A 26,255-nucleotide genomic window follows, 5' to 3' on the forward strand; every position below is an offset into this window, starting at 1 on the left:
TTGTGCTGGAAGTCGGCGCGGGCATTCGCCACTTTGGCGTGCAGCTTCGCGATATGCCGCTTGTGCTTGCGTGCCCGCTGCGCTTTCGCCAGCTTGTCGGCCGCGCGCCGGCCGAACTGGTCATTGGGCAGTTTTTCGCCGGTCGAAAGTGTGGCGAAGTCTTTCAGGCCGAGATCGATACCGACGCCGGAACGGATCGGGCGCGCCGGAACATCGGGCATCTCGATCACGATGTTCAGGAACCAGTTGCCGCGCGCATCCTGCGCGAAGTTGGTGCCGTCCTTGATTTTGCCGTCGGGAAGCGACCGGCTGCTATTGAACACGCGGAAGGTGTGGCCGGCGAAGCGAAACGCGTCGCCCTCCCGCTTCAGGTCACGGCCCTTCAGCGGCACCCGGCCGAGCGACTTCCGGCCGCGATAGCGCAGGTAGGGGCGACGTCGCTGGCTGCGCGACTTCGCGTATTGCTCGCACGTGGCATTGACCGTGCCGGAGTGGATGCCGAGTGCCTTGCTGCTGCCAGTCGTCAGCACGTTCAGGTCGAAACCCGTCGGCCATTTCTTGTCCCACTTGAGCGCGTGCTTCTGCGTGTCGTTGCAGAAGTTCCACACGTAGTTCACCGCACGGCTCTGCTGGTTCGGCAGTCCGTTGAGCGACTTCACCCGGTAGCGATAGACAAGGATCATGCCGGTCATCCCAACCAATGGAAGAAGCTGCCTGTCAAGCGCGCTTCTTTCCTCCTCGCCATGCGCCCCGAAGGGAGTCCCCTTGGGGGAAATGACGAGGTTTCGCGGAGCAACTGATGACAACCGGCCTCGACCCTGCCCAGCCTGCCTGGTTCTTCGATTTCGTCTCGCCGTTCTCCTACCTGCTGCTCGAACAGCACGAAAAATGGCCGGACGTGCCGTTCGAGCCGGTCGCGGTGTCGCTGTACGACCTGCAGCGCCACTGGGGCCAGCGCCCGTCCGCGGACGTGCCCGCGAAGCGCATGTTCGTCTATCGCCATGCGCTGTTTCGCGCGGAGCAGCTCGGCATCCGCTTCAAGATGCCGCCCGCGCATCCGTTCGACTCCGACAAGGCGCTGCGCCTCGCGATCGCGCTGCGCGCCGACATCGCGACGGTGCGCGAGATGTTCCGCTTCATCTGGCGCGACGGCAACGACCCGTCGACGCCGGACGGCTTCGCGGCGCTGTGCGAGCGGGTCGGCGTCGGGCATGGCGACCAGCTGATCGAATTCGAGGAAACGGCCGCGCAGCTGCGCCGCCACACCGACGACGCGATCGCGCTCGGCGTGTTCGGCGTGCCGACGTTCTGGATGAACAAGCAGCTGTTCTGGGGCGAGGATGCGCTGCCGATGGTGCTGTACTGCGCACGCACGCCGACCTGGCTCGAAACGCAAGAGGTGAAGCGCATCAGCGCGCTGCCGAAGGGCCGCACGTAAGTGCGCGTGATACCGGTCATCACGCACGGGCGCGCGCGGCTGCGGTAAGGTTACGCTTCGCCCGGACACCCCCCATCGATGGAAGACGACGACCGTACCGCCTCGCTCGACATCTGGCTCGTGCGCGTGCTGCGCACGCTGCTGCTCGAGCGCAGCGTCACGCAGGCCGCGCTGCGCCTGAACCAGACCCAGCCTGCGATCAGCACGGCGCTGCGCAAGCTGCGCGAGACGCTGAACGACCCGATCCTCGTGCGCGGCAAATCCGGGATGGTGCCGACCGAATACGGCGCGTCGCTGCTCGACGCCGCGCAGCGCGCGCTGCGCGAGGTCGACTTCATCGCGACGCCGCACGGCGAGTTCGCGCCCGAAAGCGCGCGCCGCACCTTCCGCGTTGCCGCACCCGACTACCTGAACGATTTCTTCATGCCGACGCTGATCGAGCGGTTTCGCGACGCGGCGCCGCATGCGCATCTGGAAATCGATTCGCTGAACCCCGCGCTCGATCACGCGGGCGCGCTCGAATCGGGTGCGCTCGATCTCGTGATCGGCAACTGGCCGAAGCCGGACCCGCGCTTCGCGCGCGACGACCTGTTCTCCGACACCGTCGTCTGCCTGATGCGCGACTCGCACCCGCTCGCGCAGGCGACGCTCACGCGCGACGCATACGCCGCCGCCGCGCATCTCGCGCCCACGCCGTACACCGGCGACAAGCGCAACGCGATCGAAATCGGCCTCGCGCGCGCGGGCCTCACGCGGCGGATCGTCACGACGCTGCCGTACTTCGGGCTCGTGCCGCAGGTGCTGCTGCAATCGGACCTGATCTTCACGACGACGCGGCGCTTCGCGACCCACTACGCGCAGCTGCTGCCGCTCGTCGTGGTCGCGCCGCCGGTGCCGTTTCCGCGCATCCGCAGCTACCTGCTCACGCATCCGCAGCCCGACCGGCCGACCGACATCGCGTGGCTGCGCGCGCTGATGCAGAGCGTGTCGGGCGAGCTGACGGCCGCGCGCGGCGCGCGCAAGCGCTGACGCGCGATTCGCGCGCGCCGGCGGGCAGGTTCGCTTCGATGAAAGTTGCGTTGCGCGGCGACGCGCAACGCCGTTCGTGCGCCCCGGGGCGCGCGGGTGGTTCCGCTCAGGCGGTGCAGAACGTTTCCTGAAGATGCGTCCAGCGCACCGCGCCGGCCGTGTCGCGCGCGAACACCGCGGTCGCGCGCCGCGCGGGCAGTTCGCCGGTTGCCGCGTGCTGCGCTTCGAGATACGTGATCACCGCGTGCCGGTCGTCCGACGCGAGCACGCGGACATCCGACAACGTGATGCGCAGCCCCGCCTTCGCGCCGGCAAGCTTCGCGAACAGGTCGCGCGTGCCGTCGCGGTCGAACGCGCGGCCGTCGGTGAGGATCATCGTGAAGCCGGGCGCGAACGGCGCCATCAGCGCGTCGAGCGCCGCGCCCGTCGTGTCCGCGCCGGACAGCCAGCGTTCGATGGCGACGAGGCTCGTGTCGAGCGTGTCGAGGAAAACCTGGGAATCGGGCATGGTCACCTGCATCGGGAAAGCGCGCGGCCCATGCCGCGCGATCCATGCAGTGTAAGGAAAAGCGTGCGGCGCTGCGTCGAAGCGGTCAGCGCGCGTCAACGCACGCAGGGCACGTCGTCCGGCGTGCGGCCCGACGCCGCCGCCTTCACGTCGGCGACGGGCATGCCCGCGCGCGCCTGCAGCAGCTCCGCGCAGACGGCCACCGCGATCGCGCCGGGCGCCTTGTCGACGATGCCCGCGACGCCGATCGGGCACACCATCTCGCGCATCCGCGCCGGCTCGACGCCGCGCGCGACGAGCCGGCGCTCGAACTTCACGCGCTTGGTGCGCGAGCCGATCATCCCGAAGTACGCGAAGTCGCGCCGCCGCATGATCCGCTCCGCCAGCGCGAAATCGAGCGCGTGATTGTGCGTCATCACGAGGAAGTACGCGCCCGGCGGCGCTTCGTCGACGAGCGCGTCGGGCGTGTCGGTCGGCTCGGGCTGCACGTTCGGCGGACATTCGTCCGGGAACAGCTCGTCGCGCGTGTCGACCCACTGCACGACGCACGGCAGCGCGCCGAGCAGCGTGACGAGCGCATGGCCGACATGCCCCGCGCCGAACAGCACGATGTGCATCGGCACGGGCATGCCCGTCGCGCGGTTGCGCCGGCCGGTTCCCTGGGCGAACGTCATCTCAGCCTCGCGCCGCGCGCACGGCCTGCACCGCGCGCAGGATCGACTCGCCGGTCGCCGGCGCGTCGAGCGGCGGGTTCACGCGATAGTCGCCCACCGCCGCCACCGCGTCGCGCACCGCGAAGAACACCGAGAACGGCAGCAGCAGCGGCGGCTCGCCCACCGCCTTCGAGCGGTGGATGCTGTCCTCGACGTTGCGGTTCTGGAACAGCCGCACGTTGAACTCGGGCGGCGTGTCGTTGACGGTCGGGATCTTGTAGGTGGACGGCGCATGCGTCATCAGCTTGCCGCCCGCGTTCCACCACAGCTCCTCGGTCGTGAGCCAGCCCATCCCCTGGATGAACGCGCCCTCGACCTGGCCGATGTCGAGCGCCGGGTTCAGCGACGCGCCGACGTCGTGCAGCGCATCGACGCGCAGCGTGCGCATCTCGCCCGTCAGCGTGTCGATCACGACTTCCGACACGGCCGCGCCGTACGCGTAGTAGTAGAACGGCCGGCCCTGCAGCTTCGACTGGTCCCAGTACAGCTTCGGCGTCGCGTAGAACCCGTCGGACCACAGCTGCACGCGCGCGAGATACGCCTTCGCGATCACCTCGCCGAACGGCACGCCGGTCGCGCCGACCCACACGGTGTCGTTGCCGAACCGCACGTCGGCCGCGTTGACCGTGCCGCCGCCGTAGTGGCTCGCCGCGAACGCCGCGAGCCGCTCGCGCAGCTGCCGCGCGGCATCCTGCGCGGCCTTGCCGTTCAGGTCCGAGCCGGTCGACGCGGCGGTCGCCGACGTGTTCGCGACCTTGCTCGTGTCGGTGGCGGTCACGCGGATGCGCTCGAAGCGAATTCCCAGCTCGTGCGCGACGACCTGCGCGACCTTCGTGTTGAGGCCCTGCCCCATCTCCGTGCCGCCGTGGTTCACGAGCACCGAGCCGTCGGTGTAGATGTGGACGAGCGAGCCCGCCTGGTTGAAGTGCGTGACGTTGAACGCGATGCCGAACTTCACCGGCGTCAGCGCGATGCCCTTCTTCAGCACCGTGTTGCGCGCGTTGAATTCGCGCACGCCGGCACGCCGCGCGCGGTAGCCGCTCGTCGCCTCGAGTTCGGCGAGCAGCTCGGGCAGCACGTTGTCCTCGATCGTCTGCCCGTACGGCGTCACGTTGCGCTCGGTCTTGCCGTACAGGTTCGCGTAGCGCACGTCGAGCGGGTCGCGGCCGAGCGCGCGCGCGATGTCGTCGACGATGTACTCGATCGCGAACGCGCCCTGCGGGCCGCCGAAGCCGCGGAACGCGGTGTTCGACTGCGTGTTGGTCTTGCCGCAGTAGCCGGCGATCGACACGTCGGGCAGCCAGTACGCGTTGTCGAAGTGGCACACCGCGCGCGTCATCACCGGGCCCGACAGGTCGGCCGAGAAGCCGCAGCGCGACGTCATGTCGAGCGACACGCCGTCGATGCGGCCGTCGTCGTCGTAGCCCACGTCGAAGCGGTAGTGGAAATCGTGCCGCTTGCCGGTGATCATCATGTCGTCGTCGCGGTCCGGGCGCAGCTTCACCGGGCACAGCAGCTTCCACGCGGCAAGCGCCGCGCAGCACGCGAACAGGCCCGACTGCGATTCCTTGCCGCCGAAGCCGCCGCCCATCCGGCGGCATTCGACCAGCACGTTGTGCGACGCGACGCCGAGCACGTGCGCGACGAGGTGCTGCATCTCGCTCGGGTGCTGCGTCGAGCAGTACACGTGCATGCCGTCGTCGTCCTTCGGCACCGCGTAGGCGATCTGCCCTTCGAGATAGAACTGCTCCTGGCCGCCGAGAACCATCTCCGCCGCGTGACGGTGCGCAGCCGCGTCGAGATGCGCGGCCGCGTCGCCGCGCGCGAGCTTCAGCGGCGGGATCACGTACGACTCGGCGCGGCGCGCGTCCTGCGCGGTCAGGATCGCGGGCAGCTCCTCGTACTCGACCTTCGCGCGGCGCGCGGCGAGCCGCGCGGTTTCGTGCGACGTCGCGACGACGATGAACATCGGCTGGCCGACGAACTGCACGAGCCCGCTGGCGAGCACCGGGTCGTCGTGGATGATCGGGCCGCAGTCGTTCACGCCGGGAATGTCGTCGGCGGTGAACACGGCGACGACGCCGGGCGTCGCGCGCACCGCATCGAAATTCATCGACACGATCTTCGCGTGCGCCTTCGCGGAGAGCCCGAGCGCCGCGTGCAGCGTGCCGGCGACGAGCGGGATGTCGTCGGTGTAGGTGGCGCGCCCGCTCACGTGCAGGTGCGCGGATTCGTGCGGACGCGAGATGTGGACCTGCGCGGCGTCGGCCTGCGCGTCGAGGGTGTTCAGGAACGGTTCGGCTTGCTGGTTCATCGTGTGTTCTCCCTCGTCAGGCCCGCGCCGTTTCGGCGGCCACTTCGCGCACGCTCAATGCCTGCGGCGGCAGCGGGTCGTGCGCACGCGTCTCCAGCCAGAACCGATACATCAGGTTCTTCGCGGTCTCGAGGCGGTAGGCGCTCGTCGCGCGCATGTCGGTGAGCGGCTGGTAGTCGCGCTCGAGCGCCTGCATCGCGGCCTGCGCGGTCGCTTCGTGCCACTGCGCGCCGTCGAGCACGGCCTCCGTGTGCGTCGCGCGCTTCGGCGTGGCGGCCATCCCGCCGAACGCGATGCGCGGCTCGCGGATCGTGTCGCCGTCCGCGATGAACGCGAACGCCGCGCACACGGCCGAGATGTCCGAATCGAAGCGCTTCGACAGCTTGTAGGTGCGGAACTGCAGCTTCGCGCGCGCGCCGCGGCGGGTCGGCACCTTCACGCCGACGACGAATTCGTGCGGGGCCATGTCCTTCTGCTGGTAGCCCGTGTAGAGCGCCTCGAGCGGCAGCTCGCGCACGGTGTCGCCGCCGCGCAGCACCACGTGCGCGCCGAGCGCGATCAGCCCCGGCATCGAATCGCCGATCGGCGAGCCGTTCGCGACGTTGCCGCCGAGCGTGCCCGCGTTGCGGATCGGCAGCGACGCGAAGCGCTTCCACATCTCGGTCAGCTCCGGATAGGTGCCGGCCAGCGCCGCGTAACCCGCCTCGACGGTGACGCCCGCGCCGATCTCGATCCAGTCTTCGCCGTGCACGATGCGCTGCAGTTCGGCGACCTGGCCGACGTAGATCAGGTCGTCGAGCCGGCGCATCTGCTTGGTGACCCACAACCCGATGTCGGTGCTGCCCGCGAGGATCCGCGCGTCCGGGCGCTCGACCTTCAGCGCGGCGAGCGCGTCGAGCGTGCGCGGCGCGGCGAAGCGCGCGCCGCCGATCTCGTAGTCGAACGTGCCGTCGCGCTTCAGCGACGCGAGCGCGCGGGCGAGCGCGGCCGTGTCGACCGGCGGGGATGGCTGCGCCGCGCCTTCGCCGGCCGCGTCGAACATCTGCACCGCCGCATCGACGATCGGCCGGTAGCCCGTGCAGCGGCACAGGTTGCCGGTCAGCGCGTCGGCTATCTCGGTGCGCGTCGGCACGTCCTTCGCCTTCGCGCACGCGCCGCTGCCGCAGCCTTCGTGGCCGTGCTTCTCGTACAGCGCCCACATCGACATCACGAAACCGGGCGTGCAGAACCCGCATTGCGAGCCGTGGCAGTCGACCATCGCCTGCTGCACGGGGTGCAGCGAGCCGTCCGGCCGGCGCAGGTCCTCGACGGTCAAGAGCGCCTTGCCGTCGAGCGTCGGCAGGAACTGGATGCAGGCGTTGACGGCCTTGAACGCGACCTCGCCCGCGTCGGTCAGCTCGCCGACGACGACCGTGCACGCGCCGCAGTCGCCTTCCGCGCAGCCTTCCTTGGTGCCGGTGCAGTGCGCGTCCTCGCGCAGGTATTGCAGCACCGTGCGGGTGACGTCCGCGCCGCTGACCTCGCGGATCGCATGACGATGATAGAAACGGATCGGCTCACTCATGTCTCGTAACGTTCTTCAAGTTGGGGCAAGGCGGCCCGCGCCGATGGGGCTGGCCGTCGTCTTCTCTGACAGTTTCAACGCTATCACCGTCAAATTCCGCAACCCATAGCCCATCACGCATGCGGCCCATATAACTGAGGCGATATGGCGCAGAGGGCCCGATTCACTCAATGGTCACTGCGGCAAAACCGGTTCCATGGGAAAATCCCGATTCCATTTTCGGCCGCCTTCCGTGCGGTTTCGCTCATCGGTTCCGACCCCACATGTCCACCGATTCCGCCTCAACGCCGCGCAGCGGGTTCGCCGTCACGCTGCAAATCGTCTCCGTCGTCTGCTTCACGTTCATCTGCTACCTGACCATCGGCCTGCCGCTCGCGGTGCTGCCGGGCTTCGTCCATGACGACCTCGGCTTCTCGGCGATCGTCGCGGGCGCGGCGATCAGCGTGCAGTATTTCGCGACGCTCGCGTCGCGGCCGCTCGCCGGGCGCCTTGCCGATACGCTCGGCCCGAAGCAGACGGTCATGCGCGGGCTGATCGGCTGCGGCGTGTCGGGCGTGCTGCTGCTGGTCGCGCTGCTGCTCGCGCACTGGCCGGCGGGCAGCCTCGTGCTGCTGGTCGCGAGCCGGCTCGTGCTCGGCGTCGGCGAGAGCCTGTGCGGCACCGGCGCGATCCTGTGGGGCATCGGCCGGGTCGGCATCGCGCACAACGCAAAGGTGATCTCGTGGAACGGCATCGCGACCTACGGCGCGCTCGCGCTCGGCGCGCCGGTCGGCGTCGCGATCGCGCACACGCTGAACCCGGCGCTGATCGGCGTGATCGTGATCGCGCTCGCCGCGCTCGGCTACTATCTCGCGCGCCTGATCGCCGCGGTGCCGGTCGTGCACGGCGAACGGATGTCGTATGCGAGCGTGTTCACCCGCGTGCTGCCGCACGGCCTCGGCCTCGCGCTCGGCTCGGCCGGCTTCGGCTCGATCGCGACGTTCGTCACGCTGTACTACGCGGCGCGCCACTGGCCGAACGCCGCGCTGTCGCTGACGGTATTCGGCACGCTGTTCATCGGCGCGCGGCTGCTGTTCGCGAACACGATCAAGACCTACGGCGGCTTCCGCGTCGCGATCGTGTCGTTCGCGTTCGAAGCCGCGGGGCTGCTGTTGTTGTGGCTCGCGCCGGTGCCGCACGTCGCGCTGGTCGGCGCGGCGCTGACCGGCTTCGGCTTCGCGCTGATCTTCCCCGCGCTCGGCGTCGAGGCGGTCGCGCTCGTGCCGCCGGCAAGCCGCGGCGCGGCGCTGTCCGCGTATTCGGTGTTCCTCGACCTGTCGCTCGGCATCACCGGCCCGCTCGCGGGCTACGTCGCCGGCGCGTTCGGCTATCCGCAGGTGTTCCTGTTCGCCGCGGCGGCATCGGCCGCGGGCGTCGCGCTGTCGGCGCTGCTGTACCAGCGGCAGGCCCGCGTCGCCGGCAGCGGCGCGGCGGCCTGAGCCGACGGCTGCGCACTATCGCGGCAAGACGTTGAAATCCCGTAGCACGCCGGCCGCTTCGGGATGGTCCCGGAAGCAGATCGCGTCCTTGAGCCTGAGTTTGGACGCGGCCCGGTCGAAGAGGACAAGCGCTTGCGCCGTATTCATGTGCCGCGACATGTACAGGAAGCCATCGACCTGCTCCTTGTGCCGGTGCACGGCAAGCGACCATTGCTGCGGGATGTCGTAAGGGACAATCGTCGAGAGCGCCCCGTCGCCGCCCAGGTTCTTCAGCGGTACGCCATGCAGGCTCGCCACGCGCAGCGGCGAACCGGCAAAGGACAGCACGTAACGCTCGAATTCAGTCGTCACGAGCGGAAAGCCGCCGAGTCGAAGGTCCGCCACTTCGTCGTGCAACACCGTCTCGGCGAATGCGCAATGCAGGTCGAAGCCGAAATAGCAGGTGCCATACCTGCCCCGCTTGCGCGGGTCGTCGAATCGGTTGCCGCCTGACTTGCCGAAGTAGGGCTCGCCGGTGTTGTAACGCGATACGCGCACCAGCGTCGCCGGGTCGATTTCCCTGGTTGCGAGCGTCGCGCTCGCCAAATGCCTGCTCGGGGCCGCCAGCATCAAAAGCCGCTCGCTCCAGGCCCTAGCGTTCCGCAAAGGCCACTGCCGCCCGCTCCACCTGCTCGACCTTGCCTCGCGACAGCGCGTCCAGCGGCGTGATGTTGCCGAGCGAAGCCTTGGGGGCCGTGAAGAACTGCCATTTGCTCCATCCCGGCAAACTGCCCAGACGCTGCGTCACCTTTCCGAGCGTCTTGCGGTCGATATCGCCCGCGAGATAGAAGGCCGGATAATACTGCCCCGCCCCGACGTCCAATGTGAACATCCGCCCCGACGCGACCGCCTTGTTGAGCGCCTGCCGCGTAATACCCAGCCCTACCCGAACCTCGATGGCCGGCAGCAACCTGCCCTCGGCAACCAGCGTTTGCCGTTCGGACAGCGCGCGGCGCTCGAAATCGGCGGAGACGCCGTCCGTGCGCGCAGCCGGCTTCGCATGCCGTGCAGGATCGGCGGATTTTTTCTTGTCGCGGGTAGCGGCAGCGGCGATGCCGAAAGTGACCGTGGCGGCAACATCGATCACCTGGGCGATGCCGATCTTGAACAGGCGCCCCAATTGTTCGTCGGACAGCCTGAGCAGCGCGCGGGCCCGATCGGGCCCGAGCATGGTCGCGGCACCGACGGCGCTGCGCAGCGCCGCTTCGGTCTCGACATCGAGAATCGCAACCGTGCCTTCGATCGCATGGGCATGCCGGGTCATCATCGCCTCCTTTTGCTGCTTCAGGAAAGCGTAGTCCATCATTGCAACCACGTCAACCATGTCAACCAAACCGAAGCGCCACGGAATCTCCGGCGGACAATCCGGCGACGCCGGTCACGGCCGCCGCGCGCCTCCTGATCTTGACTGCGCTCCCGCGCGGGCCCGCCGTCAGGCCCTCGCGGTACCGGCAAACAGCCGTCGCGCCACGTCGAACGCGACCAGGTTGCCGGCCAGCACCAGCAGCAGGCCGACGACGGCCAGCGGCGACCACTGATAGCCCTCGAACACCGTCGACACGGCCAGCGCGACGATCGGGAACAGCACCGTGCAGTACGCGGCGCGCTCCGGCCCGATGCGGCCGACGAGGGTCAGGTACGCGGTGAAGCCGATCACCGAGCCCGGCACGGCGAGGTACACGAGCGCGCCGAGATAGCGCGGGCTCGGGTCGAGCGCGAACGGCAGCCCGGCCGCGGCGCTGCCGACGGTGAGGATCGCCGCGCCGATCAGCATCGCCCAGCCGTTGGTCGCGAGCGGATGGAGCCCCATCGACTGCATGCGGCTCGACAGCAGGTTGCCCGCCGAGAAGCACATCGTGCCGGCGAACGCGATCGCGAGGCCGACCCAGGTCGCATGGTCGTCGAGATGGCCAGCCATCTGCTGCCAGAACAGGCACGCGATGCCCGCCAGGCCGAGCAGCGCGCCGGCCACCGCCGACGGCCGCAGCGGGCGGCCCATGAACAGCCGGCCGTTGATCGAGTTCAGCAGCGGCGCGGTCGAGAAGATCACCGCGACGAGGCCGCTCGGCACGACCCGCTCCGCGTAGTAGAAGCACAGGAAGTTCAGGCAGAACAGCGCGAAACCCTGCGCGGCGAGGTAGCGCCACGCTTCGCGCGGCGGCCGGATCGGCCGGCGCATCGCGCGCAGCAGCACGAACAGCACGGCCGCCGCGATCCAGAAGCGCCACGCGATCGACACGGGCGGCGGCACGCTGCCGAGCTGCCACTTGATCGCGATCCAGGTGGTACCCCAGATCAGCACGGTGAGAATGTAGAGCGAGAGGTTCATGATGCAAGCCGGGACGTGAGACGGAGCCGCCGACTATGCGGCCGCGCGGCGCGCGCCGATTGTCCGGAATTGCGGTCTTTTGCCGGCGGGCCGCTGCCGCCGGGGCCTGCGCGCGTATACTCGCTCGTCATGCGCCCTCCGCCTCCCGCCCCGCCCGCCGCCCGCCCGTCCGCCGCCGCCATTGCCGGCGACGCGATGCCGTTCGGGCTGCAGTCGGTGTGCCGCACGCTCGCGGAGGCGAACGCGACGCTCGAGCGCTTCGCATGGCTCGGCGACCATCTCGCGATCGCCGAATGGACGCGGATCACCGAGGAAGCCGAGACGGTCTACGACCAGCCCGGCCACCACACGCTGTCGTGCTACCTCGACGGCGGCTACCGCACGGAGCGCCAGAAGGTGCCGCGCTACGGCGCGCCGAGCCTGCTGTGCGCGCTGCCCGGCGACCACGAATCGCGCTGGTGGGTGCGCGGCGAGATGCACTTCGTCCACCTGTACTTCCTGCCCGAGCACTTCACGCAGCGCGCGATCCGCGAGCTCGACCGCGAGCCGCGCGAGCTGACGCTCGCCGATCGCACCTACTTCGAGGACGCGCAGGTCGCGGCGCTGTGCCGCTCACTGGCGCTGGAGAGCTGGGAGGACGCCGACGGCCGGCTGCGCGCGAACGAGACCGCGCACGACGTGCTGAGCCTGCTGCTGCGCGGGCAAAGCACGATGCGCGACGATACGCCGTTCAAGGGCGGCCTCGCGCCCGCCGTGCGGCGCCGCGTGCGCGACTACATCGACACCTACCTGACGCAGCCGCTGACGCTCGGCGAGCTGGCCGACGTCGCCGCGCTGTCCGAATACCACTTCTCGCGGATGTTCCGCCTGTCGTTCGGCCGCGCGCCGCATGCGTGGATCGCCGAGCAGCGGCTCGCGCGGGCGCGCCTGCTGCTGCGCACGACGTCGCTGCCGCTCGCGCAGGTCGCCGCGGCGTGCGGCTACGCGAACGCCGGGCACTTCAGCCATCGCTTCCGCGACGCGCACGGCACGACGCCGAACACCTACCGGCGGGCGATGCGGGGCGGCTGACGCCGCCCGCCGCGCGTTCAGCCGCCGCGCTGCGACAGCTCCTGCTCGAGCGCCGCGACGCCGGCCGGCAGGTCCACCGGCACCTTCAGGTCGACCATCGTGCGGCCGAACGCGTGCAGCGTGCGGAACAGGTTGTGCTCGCGGCATTGCTCGCCCATCTGGCCGATCCGCACGATCGGCAAGCCGAACGAGCCGGAGATCTCGACCTGGTACTGCTTCGAGATATGCCCGCAGATCATGCCGGGCGTGAGGCCTTCGGGCGTCTCGATCCCGACCACCGACGAGAGCCGGCACGATTTCGGCGCATACAGCTTGAGCCCCATCGCCTCGACGCCCGCCTGCAGCGCGAGCGAGCAGCGCAGGTGGCGCGCGAAGCGGCTTTCGAGCGTCTCCGCGCAGACGAGCCGCAGCGCCTCGTGCAGCGCGAGCACGCCCGACACCGGCGCGGTGTAGTGATAGCCGGCGTTGTGCCAGAAGTTCTCCGCGAGCGCCATGTCGAGGCACCAGTGCGCGTTCGGCTCGGGGCGGTTCTTCATCCGCTCCCAGGCGGCGTCGGAGAATGCGATCAGCGACACGCCCGGGATCGACGACAGCCCTTTCTGCCCGCCGGTGATCACCGCGTCGATGCCCCACGCGTCCATCTCGAGCGGCATCGTCGACAGCGTGCACACCGCGTCGACGACGACGAGCGCGCCGGCCGCCTTGGCGAGCGCCGCGATGTCGCGCAGCTCGCGATTCCAGACGGTGTTGGAGGTTTCGCCGTGGACGATCGTGACGATCTCCGGGCGCTCGCGCGCGATCGCGTCGGCGATCTCGTCGAGGCTCGCGACGGCCCGGTCGGGCACCTCGAGCATCGCGACGTCGGCGCCGACGCGCGTGGCCATCTCGGCCATCCGCGCGCTGAAGAAGCCGTTGCGGATCGACAGCACGCGCGTGCCGCGCCACGCGAGGTTGGACATCGCCATTTCCATCGCGGCCGAACCGGGGCCCGCGACGCCGAGCACCCATTTCGTGCGGGTCTGGAACACGTAGCGCGCCATCTCCTTCACTTGCTCGATGACCTTCGCCATCGTCGCGCCGAGGTGGTTGATCACGATCGTGTTCGCCTTGGCCACCGCGGCCGGGATCGGAACCGGGCCGGCCCCCATCATCAGCAGCGGTTCTTCGGGCAGGATCGCGTCGAGCGGCACGACGACGGGACAGGGGATCGGCGAGTAATCGATGGACATGGCTGGAAAAAGGTGAGGAACGAAAAGGCACGGACGCGCGTCGCGCATTGCGGCGAATCCATCGATCATTCCCCGTTCCGCTGCATTGCGCAAGAGGATCGTGCGAATGAATCGCATGACACGCGCCCGCGCCGCCCAATATCGGCGCCGGCCGTGCGTGCGACGCGATTCCCCCTTTCAATGGCGGTGTTATTCGAATCGCCGTGAATCGGTTCCATTTTTTCGCGCATGCCGGCGCGTTTCCGGGCGCCGGCCGTCGCGCCGATCGCCCTGGAGAATCGAGAAAATGCGCTGCATCAAAAATCGGCGCCGCCGATTTGCGTGCGATTTAGACGATCGCCCCCAAAAACCCGCTATTGCGGCACGCATTGCCGGGGCATTGCGCAAAACACCGGAACATGCCGCGCGCACCGTCGCAACACATTGATCTAAAAAGTGATTTTTTAATCATGCAGGCTGCGCGTCACAAAAACGACATGCCGCTTTCCGGCGTCATCCGCCGCCGTTTTCGCTGCATCGCGATACGCGTGATCCCGATTTTATGCAACCCGATTCTTTTCTCAGGTTGACGGATATAGCCACTGTCATGAACAATCGGCAACGCTATCGAAAATCCTCTTTTTTCGACGCGATGTCGATATAGGGGTTGCGCAGCGTTGCTTTTAGACTTGCGCAACGCAAAAACACAACCATAATCAATCAACCGGGCCGGAAAAATACGCAAGCTCTGAACCAGATTCAGACCATGCGTGTATTCGTCTGCGTCGCAGAGCAACAAAGCTTCAGGCGCGCAGCACATCAACTCGGCGTGTCGAACGCCCTCGTCACGCGCTCGATCGCGATGCTCGAAGGCCATCTGAACACGCGCCTGATCCACCGCACCACGCGCAACCTGTCGCTCACCGAGGCGGGCGTGCGCTACCTCGACGGGTGTCGGGCGCTGCTCGAGGAATTCGATCACCTGGAGGCGTCGGTCGCGCATGCGGTGCGCGAGCCGATCGGCACGCTGCGCATCGTCGCGTCCGGCATGCTGTCGCCGCTCGCGCTGACGCCGCTCGTGAGCGGCTTCCAGCGCCGCTATCCGCAGGTGCGCGTGCAGCTCACCATCGCCGAAGGCCCGCTCGACGTGCTCGACACGGGCTACGACGTCGGCATCGTCACCGGCAACCGGCTCGACGGCAATCCCGCGCTGATCGGCCACGCGCTCACGCCGAACACGCTCGTCGCGTGCGCGGCGCCCGCGTATCTGCAGCGCCGCGGCGAGCCGCTCGTGCCCGACGACCTGCCGCGCCACGACTGGGTCGCGCTCGCGCCGCACCAGCACGTCAGCGCATGGCGGCTGGTCGGCCCGGACGACGCGGTCCATCCGGTAACCGTGCGCCCCGCGTACACGGTCAACCAGCTGTCGCTCGTGCAGGCGGCCGCCGTCGCAGGCTCGGGCGTCGCGGTGCTGCCGGAGAGCGTCGTCGCCGACGCGCTCGACAGCGGCGCGCTCGTGCGGCTGCTGCCCGGCTACCGGATCGACGACCCCGATGCGCAGCTGTCGCTCGTCTACCCGAACCGCCAGTTCGTGCCCGCCCGCACCCGCGGCTTCGTCGAGCACGCGCTCGAGCACTTCAGCACGCAGGCGGCCCGCTCCCACGCGAGCTATGCGTTCCTGCGCGACACGCGCGCGCCCGACCGGCCCGATATCGTCACGGGCCTGCAGTAACAGTAAACTGCACGCTTCAGCCTTCGGAGGTGCAGCGTGCGCGTGATCCTGTTCAGCAGCCGGCAGTACGACAACGATTCGTTCACCGTGGCGAACCGGCAGTTCGGCTACCGGCTGCATTTCCAGCCGTCGCATCTCGACGCGGAAACCGCGATCCTCGCGCACGGCTACGAAGTCGTGTGCCCGTTCGTCAACGACACCGTCGACGCGGCGGTGCTCGAGCGCCTCGCGGACGGCGGCACGCGGCTCGTCGCGCTGCGCTCGGCGGGCTTCAATCACGTCGACCTCGCGGCCGCCGAGCGGCTCGGCATCACGGTGGTGCGCGTGCCCGCGTACTCGCCGCACGCGGTGGCCGAGCATGCGGTCGCGCTGATCCTCGCGCTCAACCGCCGGCTGCCGCGCGCCGTCGCACGCACCCGCGAAGGCGACTTCTCGCTGAACGGCCTGCTCGGCTTCGACCTGCACGGCAAGACCGTCGGCGTGATCGGCACCGGCATCATCGGCAGCGTGTTCGCGAAGATCATGATGGGCTTCGGGATGCATGTGCTCGCGCACTCGGTGCCGCCGTACAACGACGAGCTGATCGCGTTCGGCGCCCGCTACGTCGCGCTCGACGAGCTGCTGCGCCACGCCGACATCGTCAGCCTGCACTGCCCGCTGCTGCCGTCCACGCATCACCTGATCAACGCGCGCACGCTTGCGCAGATGAAGCACGGCGCGATGCTGATCAACACCGGGCGCGGCGCGCTCGTCGATGCGCCGGCGCTGGTCGACGCGCTCAAGAGCGGCCAGCTCGGCCATCTCGGGCTCGACGTGTACGAGGAGGAAAGCGGGCTGTTCTTCGAAGACCATTCGGACCAGCCGCTGCAGGACGACGTGCTCGCACGGCTCCTGACGTTCCCGAACGTGATCGTCACGTCGCACCAGGCGTTCTTCACGCGCGAGGCGCTCGCGGAGATCGCGCACACGACGCTCGTCAACGTCGAGGCGTGGCACGCGGGCACGCCGCAGAACGTCGTGACGTCGAATCGCTGACCGCACGCGCAGACTTCATTCCGAAAACATCAACGATCACGCATTTCATTGCGACTGAAGCAACGCCGCCCGCCCGCGGTCTGCTATCGTTGCGCCGACGTCATCCCAGCCCTTGCCGCCCATGCGTTTCGACGATCCCGCCATCGCCGCCGTCTACCGCGCCATCTTCGAGCGGCGCGACATGCGCCATTTCACGTCGGCCCCCGTCGATCCGGCCGTGCTCGCGCGGCTGCTGCGCGCCGCGCACCATGCGCCGAGCGTCGGCTTCATGCAGCCGTGGCGCTTCATCCGCATCACCGATCCCGCGCTGCGCACACGTATCCATGCGCTCGTCGAAGCCGAGCGCCGCGCGACCGCCGATGCGCTCGGCGAGCGGCAGGACGAGTTCATGCGGCTGAAGGTCGAGGGCGTGCGCGAATGCGGCGAGCTGCTGGTCGTCGCGCTGGCCGACGGCCGGGAGCGCCATGTGTTCGGCCGCCGCACGCTGCCGGAGATGGATCTCGCGTCCGCCGCGTGCGCGATCCAGAACATGTGGCTCGCGGCCCGCGCCGAAGGGCTCGGGATGGGGTGGGTATCGCTGTTCGACGTCGACGCGCTGCGCACGCTGCTCGGCATGCCCGACGGCGCGAAGCCGATCGCGGTGCTGTGCCTCGGCCACGTCGACGCGTTCTACGCGAAGCCGATGCTCGAGGAAGAACGCTGGGCCGCGCGGATGCCCGTCGAAGCCTGCCTGTTCGAAAACGGCTGGAACGGCGCCCCGACCGAGTCGGCCGAACCGGCCGAACCAACCGATTCCGGCGCATTTCCCAAATTCTGAGATTTCTGCGAGCCTTTCCCCATCGCCTGAGCGCCCCGCCGTCGCTTGCCGGCAACAACCGTTCCGGCCCCAAACGTAGGGGTTTTCACTGAAGTAGAATCGCGGCTGACGTTCCCTCCGCCTGCCTTGCGCATCCCGCGCCCGGCGGCATTTCCCGGGCCCACCGCGATGCCTTTACCTCTTCTCGCCCTCGCCATTGCCGCATTTGGAATCGGTACCACCGAATTCGTGATCATGGGGCTGCTGCCCAACGTCGCGCGCGACCTCGGCGTGTCGATCCCGGCCGCCGGGATGCTCGTGTCCGGCTATGCGCTCGGCGTGACGATCGGCGCGCCGATCCTCGCGATCGTCACCGCGAAGATGCCGCGCAAGCGCGCGCTGATGGGGCTGATCGGCCTGTTCATCGCGGGCAACCTGTTCTGCGCGATCGCGCCCGGCTATGAAGTGCTGATGGCCGCGCGCGTCGTCACCGCGTTCTGCCACGGCGCGTTCTTCGGGATCGGCTCGGTGGTCGCGAGCAACCTCGTCGCGCCGAACCGCCGCGCGCAGGCGATCGCGCTGATGTTCACCGGCCTCACGCTCGCGAACGTGCTCGGCGTGCCGCTCGGCACTGCGCTCGGCCAGGCGTACGGCTGGCGCGCGACGTTCTGGGCGGTGACGGGCATCGGCATCGCCGCGGCCGCCGCGCTCGCGGTCTGCCTGCCGAAGCACCTCGCGATGCCGGAAACCAGCATCACCCGCGAATTCGGCGTGCTGAAGCACCCGCAGGTGCTGATGGTGCTCGGCATCAGCGTGCTCGCGTCCGCGAGCCTGTTCAGCGTGTTCACGTACATCACGCCGATCCTCGAGGACGTCACCGGCTTCTCGCCGCGCCAGGTCACCTACGTGCTGCTGCTGTTCGGCCTCGGCCTGACGGTCGGCGGCACGCTGGGCGGCAAGCTCGCCGACTGGCGGCGGATGCCGTCGCTGATCGCGACGCTCGCGCTGATCGGCGTCGTGCTCGCGCTGTTCGCCGGCACGATGCACATGCCGCTCGCCGCGCTCGCGACCATCTTCGTGTGGGGCGTGCTCGCGTTCGCGATCGTGCCGCCGCTGCAGATCCTGATCGTCGACCGGGCAAGCGACGCGCCGAACCTCGCGTCCACGCTCAACCAGGGCGCGTTCAACCTCGGCAACGCGACGGGCGCGTGGCTCGGCGGGATGGCGATCGGCGCCAGCGTGCCGCTCGTGAAGCTGCCGTGGGTCGGCGTCGCGATGGCGGTCGCCGCGCTCGCGCTCACGCTGTGGTCGGCGTCGCTCGAACGCCGGCCGGTCGCCGCGCCGACCGAATACGTGTAATGCAGGCCTCGCGCCGTGCGGCGATCGGGCCGCGCGGCGCGCGCCGTCGGCGCGTGCACCAGGCCCCGCGCGCTTGACGGCCTTCATGGACCGTTGCGGGCCGCCGGTGTAGCATCTCGGCCGATGAAAGCTATTCTTAATCGGGATTTCCTGGCGCTGATCCTGAGCGTCGCCGTCGTCGGCCTGGGCACCGGCGCCACCCTCCCCCTCACCGCACTCGCACTGACCGAAGCCGGCCACGGCACCAACGTCGTCGGCATGCTGACGGCCGCGCAGGCCCTCGGCGGCCTCGCGATCGTGCCGTTCGTCACCGCGCTCGCACGTCACATCGGCTCGCGCCGCGCGATCGTCGTGTCGGTCGTGCTGCTCGCGGCGGCCACCGCGCTGATGCAGTTCACGTCGAATCTGATCCTGTGGGGCGTGCTGCGCGTGCTGTGCGGCGCCGCACTGATGCTGCTGTTCACGATCGGCGAGGCCTGGGTCAACCAGCTCGCCGACGATTCGACACGCGGGCGCGTCGTCGCGATCTACGCCACCAATTTCACGCTGTTCCAGATGGCGGGCCCGGTGCTCGTCAGCCAGATCGCGGGCGCGACGAGCATCCGCTTCGCGCTGTGCGGCGCACTGTTCCTGCTCGCGCTGCCGACGCTCGCGACGATCCGGCGCGCGCCGCTCGCCGGCGACGACGCGCATCACGAGGCGCACGATCGCTGGCTCGACGTGCTGCCGCGCATGCCCGCGCTGATCATCGGCACCGGCTTCTTCGCGCTGTTCGACACGCTCGCGCTGTCGCTGCTGCCGCTCTACGCGATGGATCGCGGCGTCGCAAGCGCGACCGCCGTGCTGCTCGCGTCGATCATGCTGTTCGGCGATACCGCGATGCAGTTCCCGATCGGCTGGCTCGCGGACAAGCTCGGCCGCGAACGCGTGCACCTCGGCGCCGGCTGGATCGTGCTGGCCGGCCTGCCACTGCTGCCGTTCGTGATCACGAATCCGTGGCTGTGCTGGCCGCTGCTGTTCGTGCTCGGCGCGGCGGCCGGCAGCATCTACACGCTGTCGCTCGTCGCGTGCGGCGAGCGCTTCCGCGGCGCCGCGCTCGTCACCGCGAGCTCGCTCGTGTCGGCGTCGTGGAGCGCCGCGAGCTTCGGCGGCCCGCTCGTGGCGGGCGCGTTGATGGAGCAGTTGGGCAGCAATGCGCTGGTCGGCGTGCTGGTCGTCTGCGTCGCGGCGTTCGTCGCGGCCGCATTGTGGGAACGTCGCGCCGCGCTGCAACGCGCGGTCTGACGCCGGCGCCGTCGCCGGCGCTCACCGTGACGCGCGTGCGTGACGCCATACGTCCGCGCACACGCACCGCCGCCCGCCGGTACAACGAAAACGGCCCGCGCAATGCGGGCCGCCCTGTCCTTCCGGATTGCGCGTGACTTGTCGCGCCATCGCGCCGTCGCGCGTTACGCGCTCCGCGCCGGCAGGATCTTGCCGGCGCACGTGCCGAAGCCGACGCGATAGCCGTCGCCCTGGCACCAGCCGCCGAGCGTGAGCTCGTCGCCGTCCTCGATGAACGCGCGGCTGCCGCCGCCCGTCAGCGCGACCGGCTCCTTGCCGTTCCACGTCAGTTCGAGCAGGCTGCCGAACGAATCCTTGGTCGGCCCGCTGATCGTGCCCGAGCCCATCAGGTCGCCCACCCGCGTGTTGCAGCCCGACACCGTGTGATGCGCGAGCTGCTGCGCCATCGTCCAGTACATGTGCTTGAAGTTGGTGCGGCAGATCGTCGTCGCGTCGGCCGCGCCGTCGGCGCGCAGCGTCACTTCGAGCGTGATGTCGAAACCGTGCGCGCCTGCATGCCGCAGATACGCGAGCGGCTGCGGCGACTGCTCGGGCTGCGCGGTGCGGAACGGCTCGAGCGCGTCGAGCGTGACGATCCACGGCGAGATCGTCGTCGCGAAGGTCTTCGCGTTGAACGGCCCGAGCGGCACGTATTCCCACTGCTGGATGTCGCGCGCGCTCCAGTCGTTCAGCAGCACCATGCCGAAGATGTGCGCCTCGGCATCCTCGCACGCGATCGGCTCGCCGAGCGCGTTGCCGCGGCCGATGATGAAGCCCGTCTCCAGCTCGATGTCGAGCTTGCGGCATGCGCCGAACACCGGGCGCTCCTGGTCGGGCAGCTTCAGTTGCCCGTTCGGCCGACGCACCGGCGTGCCGCTGACCACCACCGACGACGCGCGGCCGTTGTAGCCGATCGGCATCTCCGACCAGTTCGGCAGCAGCGCGTTCTTCGGATCGCGGAACATCGAGCCGACGTTGGTCGCATGCTCCTTCGACGAATAGAAATCCGTATAGCCGGGGATGTCGACCGGCAGATGCAGCGTCGCGTCGCGCTGCGGCACGAGCACTTGCGCGCGCAGCGCCGCGTCGTCGCGCAGCCGCGCGGCGTCGCGCGCGAACAGCGCGCTCAATTGCACGCGCACGCCGCGCCATGCGTCGCGGCCGAGCGCGATGAACGCATTCAGCGTCGGCTGCGCGAACACGTCGCCGGCGCCGGCCGGCAGCGTCACGAGGCCCGCGCGCGCGAGCGCCGCGAGGTCGACGATCTGGTCGCCGAGCGCGACGCCCGCGCGGCGCGCCGTCTGCTTCGTATCGCTGAAGATGCCGAACGGCAGGTTCTGGATCGGGAAGTCGCACGCGGGTTCGTTCGCCGTGTCGACCCAGCTCTTGCGGGCCGGGTCGAGCGTCGCGCGCAGTTCAGGGGACATGCTCATCGTTGCTCCGGAGTGAAGTGTTTCTGGATGCCTTGCCAGCATTCGAAGTAGTCGGCCTGCAACTGCGCGGTGTCGAGCGCGAAGCGCGTCGGCCGGATCAGCGTGCGGGTCTCGAACATGAACGCCATCGTGTCGTCGACCTTGTGCGGCTTCGTCGTGTCGCTCGCCGACGCCTTATCGAACGTGTCGGCGTCCGGCCCGTGGCCCGCCATGCAGTTGTGCAGGCTCGCGCCGCCCGGCACGAAGCCTTCGGCCTTCGCGTCGTATGCGCCGTGCACGAGGCCCATGAATTCGCTCGCGACGTTGCGGTGGAACCAGGGCGGGCGGAACGTGTCCTCGGCCGCGAGCCAGCGCGGCGGGAAGATCACGAAGTCGATCGCATCGACGCCCGGCGTGTCGCTGGTCGAATGCAGCACGAGGAAGATCGACGGATCGGGATGGTCGTAGCTGATCGAGCCGATCGTGTTGAACAGGCGCAGGTCGTATTTGTACGGCACGTAGTTGCCGTGCCACGCGACGACGTCGAGCGGCGAATGGCCGATGTCCGCGCGCCACAGGCGCCCGTTCAGCTTCGTGACCAGTTCGAACGCGCCTTCGCGATCTTCATACGCGGCCTGCGGCGTCAGGAAGTCGCGCGGGTTCGCGAGGCCGTTCGAGCCGATCGGGCCGAGATCCGGCAGCCGCAGCAGCGCGCCGAAGTTCTCGCAGATGTAGCCGCGCGCGTGACCGTCGGGCAGCGCGACCGTGAAGCGCACGCCGCGCGGGATCACCGCGATCTCGAACGGCTCGACGTCGAGCCGGCCGAGTTCGGTTGCGATCTGCAGGCGCCCCTGCTGCGGGACGATCAGCAGCTCGCCGTCGGTGTTGTAGAAGAAGCGGTCCTGCATCGAGCGGTTCGCCGCATACAGGTGGATCGCGCAGCCGTTCATCGCGGCGGCCGACCCGTTGCCGGCCATCGTCACCCAGCCCTCGACGAAATCGACCGGCTCGACCGGCATCGGCAGCGGGTTCCAGCGCAGCTGGTTCGGCGGTGTCGGCGGCACGTCGGCCGAATCGCCGAACTCCGACACGAGCCGCTGCGGGCCGCCGAACGGCTCGAACGGCCGGTGCACGGCCGCCGGGCGGATCCGGTACAGCCAGGAGCGGCGGTTGTGGCTGCGCGGCGCGGTGAACGCGGTGCCCGACAGCTGCTCCGCATAGAGCCCGTACGGCGCGCGCTGCGGCGAGTTGCGGCCATGCGGCAGCGCGCCCGGCAGCGCCTCGGTCGCGAATTCGTTCGCGAATCCGCTCAGGTAGCCGGCAGTCGCCGGTGTCGACAGGTCAAGCGTCATCGTTTCAGTTCTCCCTCGATTCAGACGGCGCGCGGTGTCTCGGCACCGCGCCGCCGCGTCACGTTTGCAAGCCCGAGCACGAACAGCGCCGAACACAGCACCGGCACCGCCGCCGCATGGAACAGCGCGTCGTTCGACCAGTTCAGCGCGATCAGCTGCCCGCCGACGAGCGGCCCGAGCACCGAGCCGATCCGGCCGATGCCGAGGCTCCAGCCGATGCCCGTCGAGCGCAGCGAGGTCGGGTAGTACTGGCCCGCGAGCGCGTTCACGGCCGGCTGCCCGCCCACCACGCAGAAGCCGCCCGCGAACACGACGAGCAGCAGCCACGGCAGCGCGTGCGCGACCGAGCCGATCAGCCCGACCGACACCGCCGCGCCCGCGAAGCACGCGAACAGCACACGCACGAAACCGTAGCGCTCGATAAACCAGCCGAGCGACAGCGTGCCGATCACGCCGCCCGTCTGCAGCACGGTGCCGACGATCACCGCGGTGCCCGGCGCGTAGCCCGCGTCGCGCATCACGGTCGGCAGCCAGTTCGACAGGAAATACAGGTCGATCAGGTTCATGAAGCTGATCGCCCACAACAGCAGCGTGACCGGCAGCCGGCCGTCGCGGAACAGTTCGGCGACCGGCGCGCCGCTCGGCGCCTGCTCGCGCACGACGAGGCGCGTGCCGGCGTCGATGCCCGCGGCCGGCGCGAAGCGCGCGAGCCAGTCGCGAGCCTGCGCGTCGCGGCCTTTCAGCACCAGGAACTGCAGCGATTCGGGCAGCCGCGCGAGCATCGCGATCGCGAGCACGAGCGGCACCGCGCCGCCGACGAAGAACACCGCGCGCCAGCCGAGCGCGGGAATCAGCGCGGCGCTGATGAAGCCGCCGAGCGCCGCGCCGAGCGTGAAGCCGCACGACACGATCATCATCCGCTTCACGCGATGCGCGGCCGGGCTGAACTCGCCGACCAGCGCCATCGCGTTCGGCATGATGCAGCCGAGGCCGAGGCCCGTGACGAAGCGCAGCGCCATCAGCATCGGGATCGACTTCGCGAACGGCGTCGCGAGCATCGTCAGCGCGAAGAACAGCGTCGCGCCGATCAGCACCGGCCGCCGCCCGATCCGGTCGGCCAGCACCGACAGGCCGAGCGCGCCGAGCAGCATCCCGAACAGGCTCGCGCTGAACACCGGGCCGAGCGCCTGCTTCGGCACGCCCCACTCGGCGATCACGCTCGGCGCGACGTAGCCCATCGCCTGCGCATCGAAGCCGTCGATCACGAGACACAGCCCGCACAGCGCGAGCAGCATCCAGTGAAACGCGGGGCGATGCGTGTCGTCGATCACGCTCTCGACTTCGAGCGAACGTCCCGCGGCCGGCGCGGCGCTCATTGCACGGCCTCCGCGGCCGGATGCGCGGGCGGCGTCACGCCCTGGCGCGCGAGCGCCATCGCCTCGCGCAGCACATCGGCGTCGCCGATCTGGTTCGCGAGCAGCAGGATCAGCTTCGCGTTGACGAGCTGGCTGTCGCTGTCGGTCAGGTCGCGGTGCATGTCGATCAGCGCTTCGTAGAACGCGTCCGGATCGGCCAGGCGCGGGCGGGTGTCGAGATGGTGAGGCATCACGGGTGTCTCCGATGTGTCGTGGTCGGTCAGGCCGCGCAGGTCGCGCGCGCGAGCGCGTCGCCCACCGCCTGCCGGTCGAGCGCGCGCATCCGCGCGCATACGTGCTGGTCGGGGCGCAGCAGGTAGAACGTGCCGGGCTTCGCGTCGTAGCGCTGCGCGGCGAGGCCGTCGACGTCCTCCAGCACGTCGACACCCGGCGCACCCTGCACGGCCTGCGCCTGCCCGCGCGGCACGACCAGCACCGGCTTCACCGGCAGCGCGAGGCCGGCCACCGCCTGCGCGAGCGCGGGCGCGTCGCCGGGCAGGCCGAACAGCACGCCCGCGAAGCCGTCGCGCAGGTGCTGCAGCAGCCAGCCGGCCGCGCCGTGCGCGCGCACCGGCGCGTCCGCGGCCGCCGCGCCCGGCCGCATCGCGCCCGCGAACGCGTCGCCGCCGCGGTCCGGCGTGTTGAGCGGCGAATCGGCGAGCACCGCCGGCACCGACAGGCGGCCGCTGTTGACGAGCTTGCGCGCGAATTCGCAGTCGCGCGCCAGCTTCAGCGTCGCGTCGCGGAACACGCGCGACACGAGGCTCTTCGGCGTGATGAAGTCGGTCGAGCGCGTCGAGTTGCGGATGTTCTCGTCGGCCGCGAACTCGCGCTCGCTCGCATAGGTGTCGAGCAGCCGGTCGGGGGCCTGGCCGTCCAGCACGAGCTTCAGCTTCCACGCGAGGTTGTCGGCATCCTGCACGCCGCTGTTCGCGCCGCGCGCGCCGAACGGCGACACGCCGTGCGCCGAATCGCCGGCGAACAGCACGCGGCCGTGGCGGAACGCATCCATCCGCTGGCAGCGGAACGTGTAGACGCTCACCCACTCCAGTTCGAACTCGACGTCCGGGCCGAGCAGCGCGCGCACGCGCGGGATCACGCGCTCGGGCTGCTTCTCGGCGACCGGGTCGGCATCCCAGCCGAGCTGGAAGTCGATGCGCCACACGTTGTCCGGCTGGCGATGCAGCAGCACCGACTGGTTGCGGTGGAACGGCGGATCGAACCAGAACCAGCGCTCGGTCGGGAATTCCGCCTTCATCTTCACGTCGGCGATCAGGAAGCGGTCCTTGAAGGTGCGGCCGTGGCTCTCGAGGCCCATCAGCGTGCGCATCGGGCTGCGCGAGCCGTCCGCGGCGATCACGTAGCGCGCGCGCAGCGTCTCGACGCCCTCGGGCGTCTCGACCGTCACCGTCGCGTGTTCGGGCGTCTGCGCGATGCCCGACACCTTGTGCTTCCAGCGGATGTCGAGGTTCGGCAGCGCGAACGCGCGCTCGGCCAGATAGCCTTCGACGTAGTACTGCTGCAGGTTGATGAACGCCGGGCGCGCGTGGCCCGCCTCGGGCAGCAGGTCGAAGGCATACAGCTGCTCGTCCTGCAGGAACACCTTGCCGACGTGCCAGCTGACGCCCTTGTCGACGAAGCGCTCGCCGCAGCCGAGCCGGTCGAAGATCTCGAGCGTGCGCTTCGCGAAGCAGATCGCGCGCGAGCCGGTGGACAGCGTGTCGTCGTCGTCGAGCAGCACGACCGGCACGCCCTGCTGCGCGAGGTCGATCGCCGCAGCGAGGCCCACCGGGCCCGCGCCGACGACGATCACCGGATGGATCGCCGCATCGCGGCCGGCGTCGCGCTCCGCGCGCGGCCGGTACGCGAACTTCAGGGTCTGGTAATCGATGCTCATGGCTGTCGTCCGTCCGCTCGACCCTGGCTGCGGCGCGACGCCGCGCCCGCCTGCCCCGCCCGTTGCCCGCCGGCGGCCTTCCGGCCTGCCGGGCCCGCTTGGTCCATCTGCGACCCACGTTTCCACTCACCCGCCACGTCTCGCTCCTTGCTTCCTGTTGAATCGGGGACAGGACATCGCCGGGCGATGCCCGAATGCGCTTGTTTTGATCGGCGACAAACTCAGGATTTACGAATAGTAAAA

The 26,255-nt window shown here is 69.5% G+C and carries 24 protein-coding genes; 9 read left to right on the forward strand and 15 right to left on the reverse strand.

Going from position 1 to position 26,255, the window contains the following annotated elements:
* Nucleotides 1-683 (reverse strand): RNA-guided endonuclease InsQ/TnpB family protein (locus tag HWY45_RS29070; RefSeq protein WP_244111026.1); only part of this gene is annotated, 683 nt, incomplete at its 3' end.
* Between the two features lie 116 nt (nt 684-799).
* On the opposite strand from HWY45_RS29070, the gene HWY45_RS29075 reads away from it, so the two are divergent.
* Nucleotides 800-1,438: a DsbA family protein gene (locus HWY45_RS29075; protein ID WP_059802428.1), complete on the forward strand. Its 639-nt coding sequence runs from the start codon at nt 800-802 to the stop codon at nt 1,436-1,438.
* 78 nt (nt 1,439-1,516) lie between these two features.
* Complete coding sequence (locus tag HWY45_RS29080) at nt 1,517-2,467, forward strand: LysR family transcriptional regulator (RefSeq protein WP_059565315.1); 951 nt, start codon at nt 1,517-1,519, stop codon at nt 2,465-2,467.
* Between the two features lie 106 nt (nt 2,468-2,573).
* On the opposite strand, the gene HWY45_RS29085 is transcribed toward HWY45_RS29080, so the two are convergent.
* The 4 genes from HWY45_RS29085 to xdhA form a co-directional block, all read right to left on the reverse strand.
* The gene (locus tag HWY45_RS29085) at nt 2,574-2,975 is read right to left on the reverse strand and encodes a nuclear transport factor 2 family protein (protein ID WP_059882691.1); all 402 of its coding nucleotides are present in this window, start codon (nt 2,973-2,975) and stop codon (nt 2,574-2,576) included.
* A gap of 95 nt (nt 2,976-3,070) precedes the next feature.
* Nucleotides 3,071-3,649 (reverse strand): xanthine dehydrogenase accessory protein XdhC, encoded by a 579-nt coding sequence (gene xdhC, locus HWY45_RS29090; protein ID WP_059882670.1) that lies wholly within the window; start codon nt 3,647-3,649, stop codon nt 3,071-3,073.
* A 1-nt stretch (nt 3,650) separates the two neighbouring features.
* Nucleotides 3,651-6,002, reverse strand: coding sequence for a xanthine dehydrogenase molybdopterin binding subunit (gene xdhB, locus HWY45_RS29095; protein ID WP_059882669.1), 2,352 nt, complete (start codon nt 6,000-6,002; stop codon nt 3,651-3,653).
* A gap of 16 nt (nt 6,003-6,018) precedes the next feature.
* Nucleotides 6,019-7,566, reverse strand: coding sequence for a xanthine dehydrogenase small subunit (gene xdhA / locus HWY45_RS29100; protein ID WP_059882667.1), 1,548 nt, complete (start codon nt 7,564-7,566; stop codon nt 6,019-6,021).
* Nucleotides 7,567-7,829: 263 nt separating this feature from the next.
* Between xdhA and HWY45_RS29105 the strand changes: the two genes are divergently transcribed.
* Nucleotides 7,830-9,044 carry an MFS transporter gene (locus tag HWY45_RS29105; protein WP_059882666.1) on the forward strand — a complete coding sequence of 405 codons (1,215 nt, stop codon included), beginning with the start codon at nt 7,830-7,832 and terminating at the stop codon, nt 9,042-9,044.
* A gap of 15 nt (nt 9,045-9,059) precedes the next feature.
* Here HWY45_RS29105 and HWY45_RS29110 read toward each other — a convergent pair whose 3' ends face one another.
* From HWY45_RS29110 to HWY45_RS29120, 3 genes are all read right to left on the reverse strand, one after another.
* Nucleotides 9,060-9,653, reverse strand: coding sequence for an RES family NAD+ phosphorylase (locus tag HWY45_RS29110; protein WP_059882664.1), 594 nt, complete (start codon nt 9,651-9,653; stop codon nt 9,060-9,062).
* A gap of 22 nt (nt 9,654-9,675) precedes the next feature.
* Complete coding sequence (locus HWY45_RS29115) at nt 9,676-10,389, reverse strand: hypothetical protein (protein ID WP_230947022.1); 714 nt, start codon at nt 10,387-10,389, stop codon at nt 9,676-9,678.
* A 126-nt stretch (nt 10,390-10,515) separates the two neighbouring features.
* On the reverse strand, nt 10,516-11,412 hold the full coding sequence (locus HWY45_RS29120) for a DMT family transporter (RefSeq protein ID WP_059802443.1): 897 nt from the start codon (nt 11,410-11,412) through the stop codon (nt 10,516-10,518).
* 129 nt (nt 11,413-11,541) lie between these two features.
* On the opposite strand from HWY45_RS29120, the gene HWY45_RS29125 reads away from it, so the two are divergent.
* On the forward strand, nt 11,542-12,483 hold the full coding sequence (locus tag HWY45_RS29125; protein WP_059565483.1) for an AraC family transcriptional regulator: 942 nt from the start codon (nt 11,542-11,544) through the stop codon (nt 12,481-12,483).
* Between the two features lie 17 nt (nt 12,484-12,500).
* Here the strand turns inward: HWY45_RS29125 and HWY45_RS29130 are convergent, their stop codons facing one another.
* Both HWY45_RS29130 and HWY45_RS37000 read right to left on the reverse strand, forming a co-directional pair.
* Nucleotides 12,501-13,712, reverse strand: a complete 1,212-nt coding sequence (locus HWY45_RS29130) for a pyridoxal-phosphate-dependent aminotransferase family protein (RefSeq protein ID WP_059882662.1) — start codon at nt 13,710-13,712, stop codon at nt 12,501-12,503.
* Between the two features lie 463 nt (nt 13,713-14,175).
* Nucleotides 14,176-14,568 (reverse strand): hypothetical protein, encoded by a 393-nt coding sequence (locus HWY45_RS37000; protein WP_244111027.1) that lies wholly within the window; start codon nt 14,566-14,568, stop codon nt 14,176-14,178.
* Between HWY45_RS37000 and HWY45_RS29140 the strand changes: the two genes are divergently transcribed.
* The 5 genes from HWY45_RS29140 (at nt 14,458) to HWY45_RS29160 (ending at nt 19,897) form a co-directional block, all read left to right on the forward strand.
* Nucleotides 14,458-15,423 carry a LysR family transcriptional regulator gene (locus HWY45_RS29140; RefSeq protein ID WP_230941824.1) on the forward strand — a complete coding sequence of 322 codons (966 nt, stop codon included), beginning with the start codon at nt 14,458-14,460 and terminating at the stop codon, nt 15,421-15,423. The genes HWY45_RS37000 and HWY45_RS29140 overlap by 111 nt on opposite strands.
* Before the next feature lie 36 nt (nt 15,424-15,459).
* The gene (locus HWY45_RS29145; RefSeq protein ID WP_059565307.1) at nt 15,460-16,458 is read left to right on the forward strand and encodes a 2-hydroxyacid dehydrogenase; all 999 of its coding nucleotides are present in this window, start codon (nt 15,460-15,462) and stop codon (nt 16,456-16,458) included.
* Between the two features lie 121 nt (nt 16,459-16,579).
* Complete coding sequence (bluB, locus tag HWY45_RS29150; protein ID WP_059802447.1) at nt 16,580-17,275, forward strand: 5,6-dimethylbenzimidazole synthase; 696 nt, start codon at nt 16,580-16,582, stop codon at nt 17,273-17,275.
* 168 nt (nt 17,276-17,443) lie between these two features.
* On the forward strand, nt 17,444-18,613 hold the full coding sequence (locus HWY45_RS29155) for an MFS transporter (RefSeq protein ID WP_059882660.1): 1,170 nt from the start codon (nt 17,444-17,446) through the stop codon (nt 18,611-18,613).
* A gap of 123 nt (nt 18,614-18,736) precedes the next feature.
* A complete protein-coding gene (locus tag HWY45_RS29160; protein ID WP_059565304.1) occupies nt 18,737-19,897 on the forward strand; it encodes an MFS transporter in 1,161 nt (386 codons plus the stop codon).
* Nucleotides 19,898-20,061: 164 nt separating this feature from the next.
* Here the strand turns inward: HWY45_RS29160 and fahA are convergent, their stop codons facing one another.
* The 5 genes from fahA to HWY45_RS29185 are packed head-to-tail and all read right to left on the reverse strand — an operon-like array spanning nt 20,062 to nt 26,012.
* Complete coding sequence (gene fahA / locus HWY45_RS29165) at nt 20,062-21,369, reverse strand: fumarylacetoacetase (protein ID WP_059882658.1); 1,308 nt, start codon at nt 21,367-21,369, stop codon at nt 20,062-20,064.
* A complete protein-coding gene (gene hmgA / locus HWY45_RS29170) occupies nt 21,366-22,700 on the reverse strand; it encodes a homogentisate 1,2-dioxygenase (RefSeq protein WP_059882656.1) in 1,335 nt (444 codons plus the stop codon). The genes fahA and hmgA overlap by 4 nt, the downstream gene beginning before the upstream one ends.
* Before the next feature lie 20 nt (nt 22,701-22,720).
* Nucleotides 22,721-24,076, reverse strand: coding sequence for an MFS transporter (locus tag HWY45_RS29175; protein ID WP_059882654.1), 1,356 nt, complete (start codon nt 24,074-24,076; stop codon nt 22,721-22,723).
* On the reverse strand, nt 24,073-24,306 hold the full coding sequence (locus HWY45_RS29180) for a DUF2783 domain-containing protein (protein ID WP_059565300.1): 234 nt from the start codon (nt 24,304-24,306) through the stop codon (nt 24,073-24,075). The genes HWY45_RS29175 and HWY45_RS29180 overlap by 4 nt, the downstream gene beginning before the upstream one ends.
* 29 nt (nt 24,307-24,335) lie before the next feature.
* On the reverse strand, nt 24,336-26,012 hold the full coding sequence (locus HWY45_RS29185) for an FAD-dependent oxidoreductase (RefSeq protein ID WP_059882652.1): 1,677 nt from the start codon (nt 26,010-26,012) through the stop codon (nt 24,336-24,338).
* Between the last annotated feature and the right edge of the window lie 243 nt (nt 26,013-26,255).

It is taken from the genome of Burkholderia stagnalis, from assembly GCF_902830275.1.
Taxonomy (GTDB): domain Bacteria; phylum Pseudomonadota; class Gammaproteobacteria; order Burkholderiales; family Burkholderiaceae; genus Burkholderia; species Burkholderia stagnalis.